Annotated in this window: 16 protein-coding genes; 9 read left to right on the top strand and 7 right to left on the bottom strand. The window is 38.8% G+C overall.

Features of this window, described 5'->3' with window-relative positions:
- Positions 1-20 precede the first annotated feature (20 nt).
- Positions 21-293: a stressosome-associated protein Prli42 gene (gene prli42 / locus AEA09_RS20545; protein WP_342667617.1), complete on the bottom strand. Its 273-nt coding sequence runs from the start codon at positions 291-293 to the stop codon at positions 21-23.
- Here prli42 and mce point away from each other — a divergent pair.
- From mce to AEA09_RS05930, 5 genes are all read left to right on the top strand, one after another.
- Positions 241-654, top strand: a complete 414-nt coding sequence (mce, locus tag AEA09_RS05910) for a methylmalonyl-CoA epimerase (RefSeq protein ID WP_053582954.1) — start codon at positions 241-243, stop codon at positions 652-654. The genes prli42 and mce overlap by 53 nt on opposite strands.
- Before the next feature lie 5 nt (positions 655-659).
- A complete protein-coding gene (locus AEA09_RS05915) occupies positions 660-2207 on the top strand; it encodes an acyl-CoA carboxylase subunit beta (protein ID WP_053582955.1) in 1548 nt (515 codons plus the stop codon).
- Positions 2208-2383: 176 nt separating this feature from the next.
- Positions 2384-3346: a hypothetical protein gene (locus AEA09_RS05920; RefSeq protein WP_245622789.1), complete on the top strand. Its 963-nt coding sequence runs from the start codon at positions 2384-2386 to the stop codon at positions 3344-3346.
- Positions 3347-3512: 166 nt separating this feature from the next.
- Positions 3513-4628: a M20/M25/M40 family metallo-hydrolase gene (locus AEA09_RS05925; protein ID WP_053582957.1), complete on the top strand. Its 1116-nt coding sequence runs from the start codon at positions 3513-3515 to the stop codon at positions 4626-4628.
- A 24-nt stretch (positions 4629-4652) separates the two neighbouring features.
- Positions 4653-5138: a chemotaxis protein CheW gene (locus AEA09_RS05930; RefSeq protein WP_053582958.1), complete on the top strand. Its 486-nt coding sequence runs from the start codon at positions 4653-4655 to the stop codon at positions 5136-5138.
- Positions 5139-5208: 70 nt separating this feature from the next.
- Here AEA09_RS05930 and nspC read toward each other — a convergent pair whose 3' ends face one another.
- From nspC to AEA09_RS05945, 3 genes are all read right to left on the bottom strand, one after another.
- Positions 5209-6348 (bottom strand): carboxynorspermidine decarboxylase, encoded by a 1140-nt coding sequence (gene nspC / locus AEA09_RS05935; RefSeq protein ID WP_053582959.1) that lies wholly within the window; start codon positions 6346-6348, stop codon positions 5209-5211.
- Positions 6345-7574: a saccharopine dehydrogenase family protein gene (locus AEA09_RS05940; protein ID WP_053582960.1), complete on the bottom strand. Its 1230-nt coding sequence runs from the start codon at positions 7572-7574 to the stop codon at positions 6345-6347. Before AEA09_RS05940 ends, nspC begins: the two co-directional genes overlap by 4 nt.
- Positions 7575-7926: 352 nt before the next feature.
- Positions 7927-8133: a hypothetical protein gene (locus AEA09_RS05945; RefSeq protein ID WP_053582961.1), complete on the bottom strand. Its 207-nt coding sequence runs from the start codon at positions 8131-8133 to the stop codon at positions 7927-7929.
- Positions 8134-8345: 212 nt separating this feature from the next.
- Between AEA09_RS05945 and AEA09_RS05950 the strand changes: the two genes are divergently transcribed.
- Together AEA09_RS05950 and AEA09_RS05955 are read left to right on the top strand one after the other, a co-directional pair.
- On the top strand, positions 8346-10064 hold the full coding sequence (locus tag AEA09_RS05950) for a methyl-accepting chemotaxis protein (protein WP_053582962.1): 1719 nt from the start codon (positions 8346-8348) through the stop codon (positions 10062-10064).
- Positions 10065-10130: 66 nt separating this feature from the next.
- Positions 10131-10871: a tetratricopeptide repeat protein gene (locus AEA09_RS05955; RefSeq protein WP_245622790.1), complete on the top strand. Its 741-nt coding sequence runs from the start codon at positions 10131-10133 to the stop codon at positions 10869-10871.
- Positions 10872-10918: 47 nt separating this feature from the next.
- On the opposite strand, the gene AEA09_RS05960 is transcribed toward AEA09_RS05955, so the two are convergent.
- Positions 10919-11287: a rhodanese-like domain-containing protein gene (locus AEA09_RS05960; RefSeq protein WP_053582964.1), complete on the bottom strand. Its 369-nt coding sequence runs from the start codon at positions 11285-11287 to the stop codon at positions 10919-10921.
- 185 nt (positions 11288-11472) lie between these two features.
- Here AEA09_RS05960 and AEA09_RS05965 point away from each other — a divergent pair, with 185 nt between their 5' ends.
- Positions 11473-12105 carry a LysE family transporter gene (locus tag AEA09_RS05965; protein WP_053584626.1) on the top strand — a complete coding sequence of 211 codons (633 nt, stop codon included), beginning with the start codon at positions 11473-11475 and terminating at the stop codon, positions 12103-12105.
- Between the two features lie 35 nt (positions 12106-12140).
- Here AEA09_RS05965 and AEA09_RS05970 read toward each other — a convergent pair whose 3' ends face one another.
- Entirely contained in the window at positions 12141-13187 is a 1047-nt protein-coding gene (locus AEA09_RS05970) for a Cj0069 family protein (RefSeq protein ID WP_053582965.1), read from the bottom strand.
- Between the two features lie 195 nt (positions 13188-13382).
- A complete protein-coding gene (locus AEA09_RS05975) occupies positions 13383-14297 on the bottom strand; it encodes a DMT family transporter (protein ID WP_053582966.1) in 915 nt (304 codons plus the stop codon).
- Between the two features lie 100 nt (positions 14298-14397).
- Here AEA09_RS05975 and AEA09_RS05980 point away from each other — a divergent pair, with 100 nt between their 5' ends.
- A complete protein-coding gene (locus tag AEA09_RS05980; protein ID WP_245622791.1) occupies positions 14398-15282 on the top strand; it encodes an AraC family transcriptional regulator in 885 nt (294 codons plus the stop codon).
- The last annotated feature ends 100 nt before the right edge of the window (positions 15283-15382 follow it).

The raw sequence follows: 15382 nt of genomic DNA on the forward strand, positions 1-15382 counted from the left end.
TGTGGACGCGCCTCATTTACTTATACCAGCATTGATAAACCAAAAGCAAGCGATGAAATTAACATGATAATAATCATTGCATAAACAACGATTTTTTGAAATTTTTTATTGCTCATATGCTCGTTCTCTCCTTCTTTTCTTATAAATAGTTTAGCAAATCTGAAAAAATTCTCAAGTAGTAGAGTTTTGACAAAAAAATCTGTAAAATAGGTATGTACCATAACAGAAGGAGATGTCACCATGGAGAAAGTAGACCATATCGGGATTGCGGTGCGCGATCTTGATGAACGCATTACATATTATACAGAAATTTTAGGCTTAAAGTTACTTAAAGTAGAAGAAGTTGAATCTCAACAGGTTCGTGTTGCGTTCATCGATGCTGGTAACGTGAAAATTGAGTTGCTAGAACCAATGAGTGAAAAAAGTGCGATTCACGGATTCATCGAGAAACGTGGCGAAGGCATTCACCACGTAGCATTCGGTGTAACAGGAATTCGTGAGCGCATGGCTGAGCTTCGTGAAAAAGGTGTACGTCTTTTGTCAGAAGAACCAGGACCGGGTGCAGGTGGTGCTGAGGTTGCTTTCATGCATCCAAAATCATCATTCGGTGTGCTATACGAATTATGCGATAAAAGTGGAAAAGGGGATAAGTGATTAATATGGATATGTTCGACAAAATTAATGACCTGTATGACCGTAAGACGATAATTGAACTAGGTGGCGGCTATGAGCGCATCGAGAAGCAACATGAAAAAGGAAAATTAACAGCTCGTGAGCGTATTGAATTATTACTAGATGAAGGTACATTTTTCGAAATTAACCCATTTATTACACACCGAACAGTAGACTTTGGTATGGAGAAGTTAGAAGGTCCCGGTGATGGTGTTGTAACTGGTTTCGGTAAAATTAACGGTCGTCCAGTATACTTATTCTCTCAAGATTTCACTGTATTCGGTGGTGCACTTGGTGAAATGCATGCTAAAAAAATGGCTACTGTAATGGATCTTGCAGCTAAAAATGGTACACCATTTATCGGCATCAACGATTCAGGCGGCGCGCGCATCCAAGAAGGCGTACTTTCTCTTGATGGGTATGGTCACATTTTCTACCGTAACTCAATTTATTCTGGTGTAATCCCACAAATCTCAGTTATCATGGGACCTTGTGCAGGAGGTGCTGTTTACTCACCGGCGATTACTGACTTTATTCTAATGGTTGATAAAACATCTCAAATGTTCATTACTGGACCTAAAGTAATTGAAACAGTAACTGGTGAAAAAATCTCTGCTGAAGACCTTGGTGGTTCTAAAGTAAATAATGCGATTAGTGGTAATGCTCATTTCCGTGCACCTTCAGAAGAAGCTGCTGTCGATCAAATTAAACAATTACTTAGCTACTTACCACAAAACAATAAAGAAAAAGCACCTCGTCAACCGAAGCCAGAGGGTGACGATTACCGTCCAGAAATCGTGGATGTTATGCCAATCGAAACAACTCGTCCATATGATGTACGTAAAGTTATTGAACAGGTAGTGGACGAAGGTTCGTTCATGGAAGTTCACGCTGAATTTGCGAGAAACGTAGTAGTTGGTTTTGCGCGTATCGCAGGTGAATCAGTGGGTCTTGTATGTAACCAACCAAAAGTTTTAGCTGGTGGTCTTGATATTGACTCTTCAGATAAAGCAGCTCGTTTCATTCGTACTTGTGATGCGTATAATGTACCAATCATCACATTTGAAGACGTTTCTGGTTTCTTCCCAGGTGTTAAACAAGAGCACGGTGGTATCATTCGTCACGGCGCAAAAATCCTTTATGCATACTCAGAAGCAACTGTACCGAAAATTACAGTAATCACTCGTAAAGCATACGGTGGTGCATATGTAGCCCTTAACTCTAAAGCAATCGGCGCTGACCTTGTATTCGCTTGGCCGAATGCTGAAATCGCTGTTATGGGTGCTGCTGGTGCAGCAAACATCATTTTCGCACGTGAAATCGCGAAATCAGAAGATCCAGAAGCAACGCGTGCAGCAAAAATCGAAGAGTATAAAGAAAAGTTTGCAAACCCATACGTTGCAGCATCTCGTGGTATGGTAGACGATGTAATAGACCCACGCGATACTCGTATCAAGTTGATCCAAGCATTAGACATGCTTTCAAACAAACAAGAAACACGTCCAGAGAAAAAACACGGAAACATTCCACTATAAGATTTGGATGGACAAGCTCAGTAGCCATTTTGGTGCTGGGTTTTTGTTTTGATAGGGTTTGAGTTTGATAATTTAGCTTAAAGAGAATAGAAAATTGCTCATAATAAAGAAATGTGATAAAAATAACAGAAAATTGAAACTTTTATCCTTTTCATCCGTATATATTATAGAGGGAGATGAGGCGGGTGGAATGGCTGCAACTACAAAAAGAGCAAGAAATGATTCATGCACAAATCCGAAATTATGAAAGGCTCAGTGAGCAGGAACTTCTGATTGAAGGGCAAATCGAGCATGCGAAGCAGGATATTGCTGGTAACACAGCGGCACTCAATAAAATTCGCCTGAAACTCGATAAGCTAGAAGGTTTTTCGTTTATGAATATGATTCGTACATGGACGGGTCAACAGGACGAGCTTCGTGCAGAAAAAATAGATAAAGCGGCAGTGCTAGAATTAAAAATAAAAGAAGCAAAAAAGATAGATAAAGATTTAATAAAAGACCTCGAACAAGTAACTAAAAAATTAGCACAAATCAAACAACCATTGCTACAAGAGGCTTTATCTCATCTAAAGGCAAAGAAAAAAGGGTATCTACAAATACATGCGCCTGCGAAAGCGCAGAAACTTGAGCAGATAGTTGATGAGGAAATCCTGACAAAGCAATTGATTAAAGAAATTATTGAGGCAGAGAAAGCAGGCGATGTAGCACTCTCAGCACTAGGGCATGCGGCGGCTTCTCTTCATTCGGCAGGAAGTTATTCAACATGGGATACCTTTTTCGGAGGTGGATTACTGGCGACTCATTTAAAGCATGATGCGCTCGATAAGTCCGAGAGCTATCTTCACAATGCACAAATAGCTTTGCAACGCTTCCAAAACGAACTACTAGATGTGCAAAAAATGAATACGCAATCATTGCATGTCGAAACAGATGGATTTGTAAAATTTGCAGACTACTTTTTTGATGATATTTTTTCTGCATGGTCGGTACATTCTAAAATATCAACAGCTAGAGAGCAGGTTTCGCGAGTACAAGACGATGTCCACAATACAATAAGGCGTTTAAAGGACAAGCGAAATAAGGCTGATGAATATTTAGCGAAGCTCAAACAGGAGCAAATAGAAATTTTACAAGCTTAATAGAGTCTGTGGGAAGCGTTCAGCCGTTTTTCTCACAGACTTTTTTTATCTATCCCTAAACTTAGTACATTAGGCAAAGCGTTTGATTTTAACCTTACGTTCATTATGATAAAATGTAGAAGATACTATAACATGGAAAATATAAAAACCGAGGGAGTCCTACAATATGACAAGTCGTTTAGTAGAAGAGTTTTTTGAACTCGTACAAATCGATTCAGAAACAAAAAATGAACAAGAGATTGCGCCGGTTTTAATAGATAAATTAATAGCGCTTGGATTTACTGTGGAGCAAGATGATGCTCATACTCGTAATGGCCATGGGGCAGGTAACTTAATTGCAACATTAAAGGGTACATTAGATGTAGAACCTATCTACTTTACTTCACATATGGATACAGTTGTTCCGGGGAAAGGCATTAAACCGTCTATCCGTGAAGACGGTTATATCGTTTCTGATGGTACAACAATTTTAGGTGCGGATGATAAGGCTGGACTTGCAGCTTTATTTGAAATGGTAAAACGCTTAAAAGAGCAAGATATTCCGCATGGAGATATTGAATTTATCATAACTGCAGGTGAAGAAAGTGGTCTTGTTGGAGCAAAAGAATTAGACCCTTCAAAAATTAATGCAAAATATGGCTTTGCGGTTGATAGCGACGGTAAAGTTGGAGGGATTGTAACAGCAGCACCGTATCAAGCGAAAATTTTCACTAAAATCATCGGTAAAACGGCACATGCTGGTGTCGCACCGGAAAAAGGAATTTCTGCGATTACAGTTGCATCGAAATGTATTGCACAAATGAAGCTTGGTCGTTTGGACGAAGAAACAACTGCGAATATTGGTCGTTTCGAAGGTGGTCAAGCAACAAATATCGTTTGTGATGAAGTAACGATTTTAGCAGAGGCTCGTTCGATAGACAAAGATAAGCTAGATGCACAAACAAAGCATATGCAAGATACATTTGAGCAGGTGTCGGCTTCACTTGGTGCACGTGCTGAGGTGGAAGTGACGTTAATGTACCCTGGCTTCCGTGTGACTGAAACAGATAAGGTTGTACAAGTGGCCATGGCAGCTGCACGAAATATTGACCGTACACCACAGCTTGGCATTTCAGGTGGTGGCTCTGATGCGAACGTCATCGCTGGCTTCGGTATTCCGACAGTAAATCTGTCTGTTGGTTACGAAGATATTCATACTACTAATGAAAAAATTCCGGTTGAAGAACTAGAGAAATTGGCAGATTTACTTGTGGAAATCGTAAAGGAATCTACAAAAAATTAACATCAGATTGAAGGATGTGAACGTATGGAAAGTATAAAGGCTGTTGTGTTTGCATGTGGGACTGAAGAATATGCAGTACCCGTAGAGCAGGCTATATCCATTGAAAAGCTAGACCGTGTAACACCTATTCCTCATTTGCCGAATTATTTATTAGGCTTTACGAGAAATCGTGGGGAGCTTATCCCTGTGCTCGATTTTGAGCGGATTTTATATAATCGTTCGACGAATGGGGATGCTTCTCGTATTATCATATTAAATACGGATGTGGTGAATTATGGTTTACTTGTGACGGAAGCGAAGGAAATTCTTGATTTTGATGAGTCTGTTTTAAAGCAAGTAGGTCTTGTTAATTATTCAAAGACACGCTATTTTACAGCCGTTGCAAATCTAGAAAATCGTATGATCACTTTTGTGGATCCGAAAGTATTGGTAAACTCACTTGATGGTATTCGTCAGATTATTAACTACTTACACAAGATGATTGAAAATGAAAAAAACGTAGAAGCTTAAGAGCTCTACGTTTTTTTTTTATGATCATCCTAGTAATAAAACGAAGATGAGAAATATTGCGTTAAATTAATTAAGAAAGACGACCGCTGTAGTCTTCAAATTTAAATTCACGAATGATTTTGATGCCTTCCTCGTCATTATAAGAAACGATTGAAGGAAGGTTTACACCATTAAACATATGGTTTTTCACCATGGAGTAATGGGCCATGTCTGTGAAAACCAAACGATCACCTGGTTTAAGTGGCTCTTCAAATGAATAGTCCCCAATAACATCCCCAGCAAGGCATGTAAGCCCTCCAAGACGATACGTGTGTGTTAGCTCATTTGGTTGCCCTGCGTCGATAATAACAGGACGGTAGGGCATTTCTAGTACGTCTGGCATATGACATGTGGCAGATGTATCTAAAATAGCTAAGTCCATGCCGTTTTTCTGAATATCCAGTACTGTGGCCACTAAATAGCCTGTATTTAGGGCTACGGCTTCACCCGGCTCTAAATACACTTGTAGGTCATATTTATCCTGAATGTAGTTAATGATGCCAACAAGTTTCTCTACGTCGTAATCATCACGTGTGATATGGTGACCACCACCGAAGTTTAACCACTTCATTTGGTGCAAGACGTCACCGAATTTTTCCTCTACAACTTTGATAATACGTTCCAACGTATCAGAGTTTTGCTCGCACATTGCATGGAAGTGTAAGCCGTCTATACCGTCAAGTTGTGACTTGTCGAAATTTGCTAAGGTTGTTCCAAGGCGAGAATTTGTATAGCAAGGATCATAAAGTGCAGTTTCAATTTCAGAGTATTCAGGGTTAACTCGAATACCGCATTCAATTGACGTACCGAAATTTTGAACCTTGTCTTTATACTGTGCCCATTGGCTGAATGAGTTAAAGACAATGTGATCAACATAGCCAAGTAGTTCGTCCATTTCATGTTCTACATAAGCAGGTGCATAGACATGGACTTCTTTGCCCATTTTTTCATAGCCTAGTCGCGCTTCAAATAGCGAACTTGACGTAATACCAGCTAAGTATTCACCGACTAAAGGAAATGTCGAATGCATCGAAAATCCTTTAAGTGCAAGTAAAATACGACAACCCGTACGATCTTGAATAGATTTTAAAAGCTCTAGGTTTTTAGTTAATAGTCTTTCATCCACTACGTATGCAGGGGAAGGGACTTTTGTGAAGTCAATAGGTTTCATCGGCTTAGTTCCGTAGCTTTTTCTTCAAGGTCAAGTAGCTCAGGGTTATGACTTTCTTGCCATGGAAGACCCCATTTATTTAATGCATCCATGAATGGATCTGGATCGAACTCTTCGACGTTGTAAACACCTGGCTTTTGCCATGTACCGTTCATCACAAGCATTGCGCCAATCATCGCTGGTACGCCAGTTGTGTATGAAATTGCCTGTGAACCCACTTCGTTATAGCATTCTTCATGGTCACACACATTGTATACATAGTATGTTTTTTCCTTGCCATCTTTGAGTCCACGAACGATACAGCCGATATTTGTTTTTCCTTTTGTACGTGGCCCAAGTGAAGCTGGGTCTGGTAATACTTTCGATAAGAAATGAATTGGTTGAATCATCTTGCCTTCATATTCGATAGGCTCAATCGATGTCATACCAACGTTCTCTAACACTTTTAAATGTGTTAAGTATTTCTCAGAGAACGTCATCCAGAAGCGGATTTGTTTTAAACCTTTAATATTTTTAGAGATTGACTCTAGTTCTTCATGATACAGAAGATAGATATCTTTAGGGCCGATTTCTGGTAAGTTATATACTTCTTTTTTCTCAAGTGGTGCTGTTTCAATCCACTCGCCTTCTCTCCAATAACGACCATTCGCTGTAATTTCGCGAATATTGATCTCTGGATTGAAATTTGTTGCGAAGTGATAGCCGTGGTCACCGGCATTTGCATCGACGATATCGATATAGTGAATCTCATCGAATTCATGTTTTTGTGCATGAGCTGTGAAAACGCCTGTTACGCCTGGGTCAAAGCCGCTACCAAGTAGCGCAGTCAGACCAGCTTTTTCAAACTTTTCTTTATAAGCCCATTGCCATTTATATTCAAATTTTGCCGTTTCAGGTGGCTCGTAGTTTGCAGTATCCACATAGTGCACACCTGTAGCTAAGCAAGCATCCATAATCGTTAAGTCTTGGTAAGGCAGTGCAACGTTAATGACTACGTCTGGTCCAAAGCCTTTAATAAGCTCGATCAGTTCGTCGGTATTGTCTGCATCTACCTGTGCGGTATGAATTATCGTCTTTCCGCCATCTAGTTTTTCTTTTAGAGCGTCACATTTTGAAACAGTTCTACTTGCGATACAGATTTCTTCAAATACCTCCGAATTCTGTACACACTTGTGAACTACCACACTGGCAACTCCGCCAGCTCCTATAATCAATGCTTTACCCAATTGTCTACCCCCAGGTTCATATAAATGTATTTTTCAAACAAGCTGATTATACAGAAAATTTTTTCAAGTCACAATCATTGTTTTTATTTTTTTTACAAAAAAATATACTTTTCAACAAAAAACATCCATTTTCAAAGAGGAGTTCTTTAAAAATGGAAGCGTTTAGTACAAAAAAGAAGGTGGCTCAATTTTTACTTGAGTCACCTTCATTTAAAGTTTTATAGGTTATCTCCGAGTCCTGGCAGAATTTACCAGCTAATATTTCAGGCAATGTTGAAGTTGTGCTGAATCGCAATATCCTTGATTAACATAACCTATTTAAAAGAGCTGGGATTGTAGAGTATGGTATAATTCATTCTAAAAATCGATTTATCATAGGTTTTTTCGTATCACTCCATACATAAAAAACAGTGATTAAGAGAGTACTAAAGAGCACCATCACTAATCCATACGTGCCAAGCTCGACTTTCGTTTGACTTTGAGTAGCATACACAAAAATTGCTCCAAGCGTTAACATATTTCCGATGAAAAGCGATAAAAAGTTAGTGAATTTGCTCATATCAATACCCCCCTTATATGTAATTTGCTCCTCTTGCGGTAAGGAGATTTTCTTGCTATTATCTCATAATTCAGATAATTAAGAAAGTTTTTCTTGCGATTATAAACTAAAAAAAGAATAAAAGATTCTTTTTAAATACATCTTTCTGTAGTATGATGGTAGAAAATTATGAAGTTACATAGATTCTTACAAGAAAGGGGAGCGAATGAATCATGAAATTAAAAAATTCATTAACTTTTCAACTCGGAACAATTATTGCTGGAATTCTTGTTGTAATGCTTGGCATTACTTCGCTCGCTACATACATAACTGCCTATAATAAATTATATGATGCTGCTGGTGTGGAGGCATATGGCTGTGCCAATATTACGACAGGTTTAATTCGTCCTGTGGATATCGATAAAGCGCTTACAGGAGATCGTGCAGTGATGGATAAAATCAGTAGTGAACTTAACTGGACAACCAGTCATAAAGATATTTTCCAAACACAGTATATTTTAAATCTTGACGGAACATTGCTTGCACTTGATGATCAGCTTGCCGCTAAGGGCTTTGCACCTGGTGATTCTTTTCAGATAGATGAAGAAGCCATTAAGATGTTACTTGAGATGAAACATCCAACCTATTCTGAACCATATACGTTTGGGGGAATGGATCGTCTATCAGGATATGCACCAATTTTTAAAGATCATGATACGAGCAAAGAAATTATTGCCATTAGTGTAATTGATTTTGATGCGAACATTGTAAAAGAAAGAACTTGGGATGTCGTACGTAACGGAATTTTACTTAGCATCATTCCAATGCTTTTAGCTTCGATTGTTACGGGGTTCTTAATTCGTCGAAAAGTGAAGCCGATTAGCCAACTGATTGAACAGGCGAAACAAATTGCAGACGGAAATTTAGCAGTTTCTGAATCACAGGTGAAAAGTCATGATGAAGTGGGAGATTTAGGTCGCACCTTAAATCGAATGACAGTTAATTTGCAAAATATACTATTAACAATGCGTTCCACTTCTCATCAATTGACGGGTAATGCAGGTGAAACTACAATTACGCTGAATGAAATGACGGATACCGTCCAGGGCGTAGCCAATAACATTGGGGAAGTAACAGCGGCCGTAACGGATGGCATGCATCATGCAGTAAATGCAACAGAAATATTAACATCTCTTGCTGAAGACATGCGAAATATGAAAACAAAAGCAGATTATACTGTTCAAAACTCCAATCAAACAATGAAAATTGCTGCTGAAGGGGAGCTTCGTGCAAAGGACATTAGTCACGATATGGAGTTAATTCGTAGCGGTTCAGAAGAAGTACGTCATACAATTCAAAATTTAGTTACATCAACAACGAAAATTCAAGATATTACGAACTCTATTGCGGGTATTGCTACACAAACGAACTTATTAGCACTTAATGCATCTATTGAGGCGGCTAGAGCTGGCGAACAAGGTAAAGGCTTTGCGGTAGTTGCAGATGAGGTACGAAAACTTGCGGAACAATCTAATCGAGAAGTTTTAGAAGTGGAAAAACTCGTTCAAGACATTATGGAACATATTCAGCATGTAATTTCTTCTACAACAAACAATACGCAACACATTGAAAAAGGCGCAGAGACAGTTCTGTTAACAGCGCAGTCACTCAGTGATATTTCATCGGCAGTTGCAGAAACAGTGGATGAAATTACAGTTATTTCTGATTTGATGACAGCAGAAACAGAGAAATCTACACATGTTGTGCACATGATTCAACAATTAACTGAGACTATACAAGAAATTGAAGAAACGATGAATCATATTTCCGTTGCTGCCCAGCAAACAACCGATAGCATAGATGAGGTGGCTCAAAGCTCGAATGAAACTACTCTCATGGCACAGGAACTCGAAAAATATGTTGAGACTTTCAAATTGAAAGAAAATAGCTAATTTTCTCTTTAAAGATGGTAAACTTAACGAAAGACTTTTTCTTTAAGTGAAGGTGAGGATTTTATAGTGATTAAACAGTTTGACGAGCAAGTGCAATATATCAATGAATTATTTGTAAGTGGGAAAGTGAAGGGAAGTTATGCAGTAGCGAAAGCACTACTAGAGGTTGAATCATTTGCGACGGATCCATCGTTTGCCACGGTGCAACAGCATGTAGCACTTCTACAAGCTAATGGCTACGAAAATATGCCAAGTCCGACTGCTGAGAAGTTAAAGCAAAGTGTTGAGCGGACGGATGAATCGTATCCAGAGCGTGATGCAGTTGCTGCGTATGTTGGTAGTCAGGATGCGGAGCAATTTGGCAAGGTTGTGGATGAATTATTAGCAGGACCAGTGGAGACGCAGGCCAATGCCTATTATACGATGGCTGAGTATTTTTTATTAGCGAAAGAAAATGATAAAGCGATGGCACAATATGCAGAAGCGATTAAATTGCAACCAAATAAAGCACTGTACTGGGGTGCCTTTGCAAAGTTCATCAATCGTATAGAGGCAAGCCCTTATTTAGCTCTTCGCTTGATTGAAGAGGCGATTCTGTTAGATGAAATGAACCCACGCTGGCATTTTATTCAAGGGAATATTTTGTTGCAGCTTGTGGCATCCACGAAAAACTTAAGCTATTTACCTGCGCTTGAAGAGGCATGGTTGAAGGCAGAAAAGCGTTGCAGTGCCAAGCAGATTGCATTAAAAGTTGAACTTGCGAAGTCTAAAGATGTACTTGCGCAGTGGAAAAAACAAATGTTGTAAAAAATGCGAAGTTTCTCTTACTATTAAGAGGAGCTTCGCATTTTTCATTATGGACTAACGATGTCACCTGTCCAAGAGCCCATGCCTTGTTTGACGTTGAGTACTTGAAAGCCTGCTTTATGTAGTTGTTCACTTGCTTTTTGAGAACGATTACCACTTTGGCAAATGACGATGTATTTCTGATCTTGCTCAAGTACACTGTGTTCACCTTGCGATATTGAAGAAAGTGGAACATTAATAGCATTTGGAATGTGCCCATTCTCGAATTCTTCAACCTCACGAACATCTACAATTTTCCAACCATCCGCGACCTTATCTTCAATCGTAGTAATATCAATCGTTTCAAAGGATTCTTGACTATTAGAGCAACCAGCTATCAACAATAAGGCTATAAGTGATATAAATATTTTCTGCATGGGAAATCCTCCATGAATTTATTTGATACCTGCCAGGGTATAATACGTTGAGAAATACAAAAAGTCAATATGGCCCTAAAGGTGAATAATAATTTAAAATTAATTGAAATTATGTATATTTATGCTATTATAATCTTATAAACGGACGAATGAAGCGTATTTGATTGTTTGAAAGAACTGTTTCTTTGAGTTTGTATGTAGCGTATGTATTGGTAGGGCTTGCAATCGCAATGCCAGTAGGTGCAATTACCGTAGAAATGACGAAGCAAGGGCTAAAGAATGGGTTTATGCATGGATGGGCGGTTGGGCTAGGTGGCATGACCATTGATTTGCTGTTAATTTGTGCTTTGTACATGGGGCTTGCCTCTATATTAGCAATGCCGATTGTTCAAATCCCAATGTGGCTTATTGGGGCAGGTTTTTTACTGTTTTTAGGGTTTGATTCCATTAAAAATGCCGATCAAGGAATTACATTATCGGGGGAAAAGGTGACAAAATCCTTTTTTAGTTCTTATCGTAATGGTTTACTTGTAGCAGTATCACCGGGGAATCTCGTTTTTTGGGTGAATGTTTTTGGAGTTGTACTCGCAAATTCGTATGATCAAGGAGAACCGAAAAATTTCCTCATTGTCGCAGCCGGTGTGTTAAGTGGTATTTTACTTCATGATGTAGGCTTAATGGCCATTATTTCGTTGACACGAAAGGCGATGAATCGTACCGCCATTAAATGGCTAACGATTGCTGCAGGAGTACTATTGCTGGGCTTTGCTTGTTATTTCATGTATGAATTTGTCACAGCTATTCGAGTCTATATATAAAAAAGTGCGACGCTTTTGTCGCACTTTTTTAACATTTAAGCTGAAATCATTCCAATGTCACCAATACAAGATAAAATTTCTTCAGCTACCTGATGTGCAAGTGTTAGCTCAGACGTGAAGCCCACACATGAACAGTTCATTTCTCCTAAAATATAGCAGTCATTGCCTGCGTCGTCTGTATCCAACATGAAGTCCGCTGTCCAAATGAGTGGTAGGTTATAGTTGCCAAGTAAGTTTGTCACCTGAGGCAGCTGAGTTAAGAAGTTTTGTACAAGATCTTCCCATTTTTCTGGTGAATCATAGCGATATTGTGCACCTGAGAAAAGTGTAGCACTAAAGGCATCCTCAGAATCAGCAGGCTTTTTATGTACAACATGAACTGGTTTATCATGTAGCATAAATAAGCGGATTTCGCCTTCTGTAATACGAGGTAGGAAGCGCATATCGATTAACATACCGTTTTGTCCCGTAATATACTGTTCACAAAATGACATGAATTCGCCAAGCTTCCAGTATTCTACATGATTGTCTTTCGCTTCGGTACATTTAATTGCTGCATCAAGTGGCACTTCTGTAACACCTTCAGCAAGTGGCTCTACTAATTTTACGCGCCAAATACCTTCGCCTGTTGAACCACGATTTTGCTTTAATACGCGTTCAGTGATAGCAAGTGCTGATGGGAACTGTGCTTTAAATGCTTCGATTGTGTAATAGGCAAACGTGTCGTCTGGCACGAGGTTTGTCGACACTAATTTCGAGAGAACGTCTTTAGAACCATAACCAATCATCGCATCAGGATGTGGCATGCCGATTACGCCAACTGCGCATAAGTCACGTAGCATATCGAAATACTCCGCTTCATGCTGAAGATTACCTGGGTTAATGCGTGAAATATAAGCGATACCATTCTCTTTAACATAATTGAAAATTTCATCTTTTTTTGTAACATCAAAGAATATCACTTCAGCATCCTGACCACGTTCTTTTAAAGCATCAACCATTGGCATTGTATCTTTACGATAGCCGTCTGCTCCTTTATCACTGCCGCCTTGCACTTCAAAAAATATCACTTTTCTCTCCATCTAAATTCTCCCTTAGTAATTAAATATTATTTTCAGTATAAGGTACAAGGTAGAGAATTTGCTACATGAAATATGTAATTTTTGTGTATAATTTCACAGATTTAAAAAGTTAATATAGGCATTAATATCCTTTTGTTTTTTGAAATTTCTGATTTAAAAGCGCTGCAAGAGTATTTTTGACACTTTATTGCGTTTTTAGGTGTTTTTTTGAAAGGTAGTAAGATATAAAATCATACATAATATTAAAAGTGTTCCTAGTAACTGGTAAAATCCGAAGTCGATATGTAGCCACACGACACTTGTCACGACCGCTGCAAGTGGTTCTAAGCTACCAAGTAAACTCGTTTCCTTTGGTGATAGATAGTGTAAACTTTCGATGTAAAACCAAAAGGCAAACATCGTGCCAAAAATCACGATAAAAGTGAAGTAGCCAATTGTCTCAAATGTCCAAGACGATAGATTAATCTGCCACGGTTGATGGAAAATACTCATGGTAGCGCCCCCGATGAGCATTGCCCAACCAACGACAAGGAGCGAGTGGAACTGCTGCAGGAGAGGTACAGCATACAATGTGTAAAATGCAACTGAGAGCCCCGATAAAACACCCCATAAAATAGCCATCGTAGGAACAGAAAAAGTGGAAAGCGAGCCGTTTGTCAGCAACAGAAATGTTCCAATCAGTGTTAATGTTACAGCAATTCCATCGTGCTTAGTTAGCGAACTTTGCCGAGTTAGTAAATAGTACGCCATAATGAAAAGTGGTGCTAAATATTGTAGCATTGTCGCTACAGCTGCGTTACCAAGCGAAATAGAAGCCATGTATGTATACTGCACGGCAAGCATGCCGACTAAGCTAAACAGAATCTGTCTAAACGCATTTTTTTTCGTTCGCCAAATGACAAAAATAGAGTCTTTTCTATGCGTGAATTTGTAGATAAAAATGAGTAAAATACCTGCAAGTAACAGTCTACTTGAAACAAGCCAGCCTACCTCAATATTTTCTTGCTGAAATAGACGTTGTGCTACCGTACCACCAATACCCCAAAAGCTTGCGCCTAAAATAACGAGGATAAAACCAATTGTTTTATTTTTCTGTACTAGTTGATTCATGCTGTAACATCTCCTAAACTATCAATATATACTGATTATAGTAAGTACTAACAGGAAAAAATATCGTGTTTAGCTTTAAAAATATCAATATATTGAGGTGATGAAATTGGCGTTAACTTATATAAAATTAGCGAAGGACTTGCAGGAATTAACCTCACATGGTTCAAAATCATTTCCTGTGGCACTATATGAAACAGTTTTACGGTTAGACAGGACAGATTTTTTACCATTACATTGGCACAAGGAAATTCAATTTGTCTACGTAAAAACAGGTCGCATATTATACCGAGTAGGGCATGAGTCTTTTGTGTTGGAAGCGGGCGAAGGGTTATTTGTGAATGCGGGCCGTTTTCATGAGGGTAAGCCTTTTGAGGTGGATGAGGCCATATTTTATTGTATAAATGTGGATCCATCTATGCTTGCTGGACATGAAGAAAGTATCATTGCTACTCAATTTGTATTACCGTATGTGATTGAGGGGAGACGTTCTTTTGTGAAATTGTCTGATGATGTGGCGTGTGAAATAGAGGCTGTAGCGAAATTATTAAAGGAACGAAAGCAGTTTTACGAGCTGAAGGTATGGCGTGGGCTATTACATATATGGGAGTCCTTGTTGGAGCAATCTGCATTGATGGAAGAACAATTAAGCATTTCAAACATTGTGCAGCATGAGAGAGTGAAGCAGATGATTGATTATTTACATACACACTTTATGGAAAAAGTGTTACTAGATGAACTGGCAGCACATGTATTTTTAAGTCGTGCAGAGTGTAGCCGTTTTTTTAAGAAAATGGTTGGCATGACAGTATTTGAGTATTTACTTCATTATCGACTACAGAAAAGCATGGAATTATTACGGAACAAGGAACTTTCCATTACAGAAATTGCTGTTGAAACTGGATTTAGTACAGTAAGTTTTTATATTGAAAAATTTAAAGGTTATACGGGATACACACCTTATGCATATCGGAAAGCATTTTTGTAGAATGCGAGGATACACAGGCGAATTTAAAATAGGTAAAACGGATGCAAATCGTATGCATCCGTTTTATTACAGTCATTGACAATTGTGGATGAGATGGTAA

It is taken from the genome of Lysinibacillus contaminans (genome assembly GCF_001278945.1).
Taxonomy (GTDB): domain Bacteria; phylum Bacillota; class Bacilli; order Bacillales_A; family Planococcaceae; genus Lysinibacillus; species Lysinibacillus contaminans.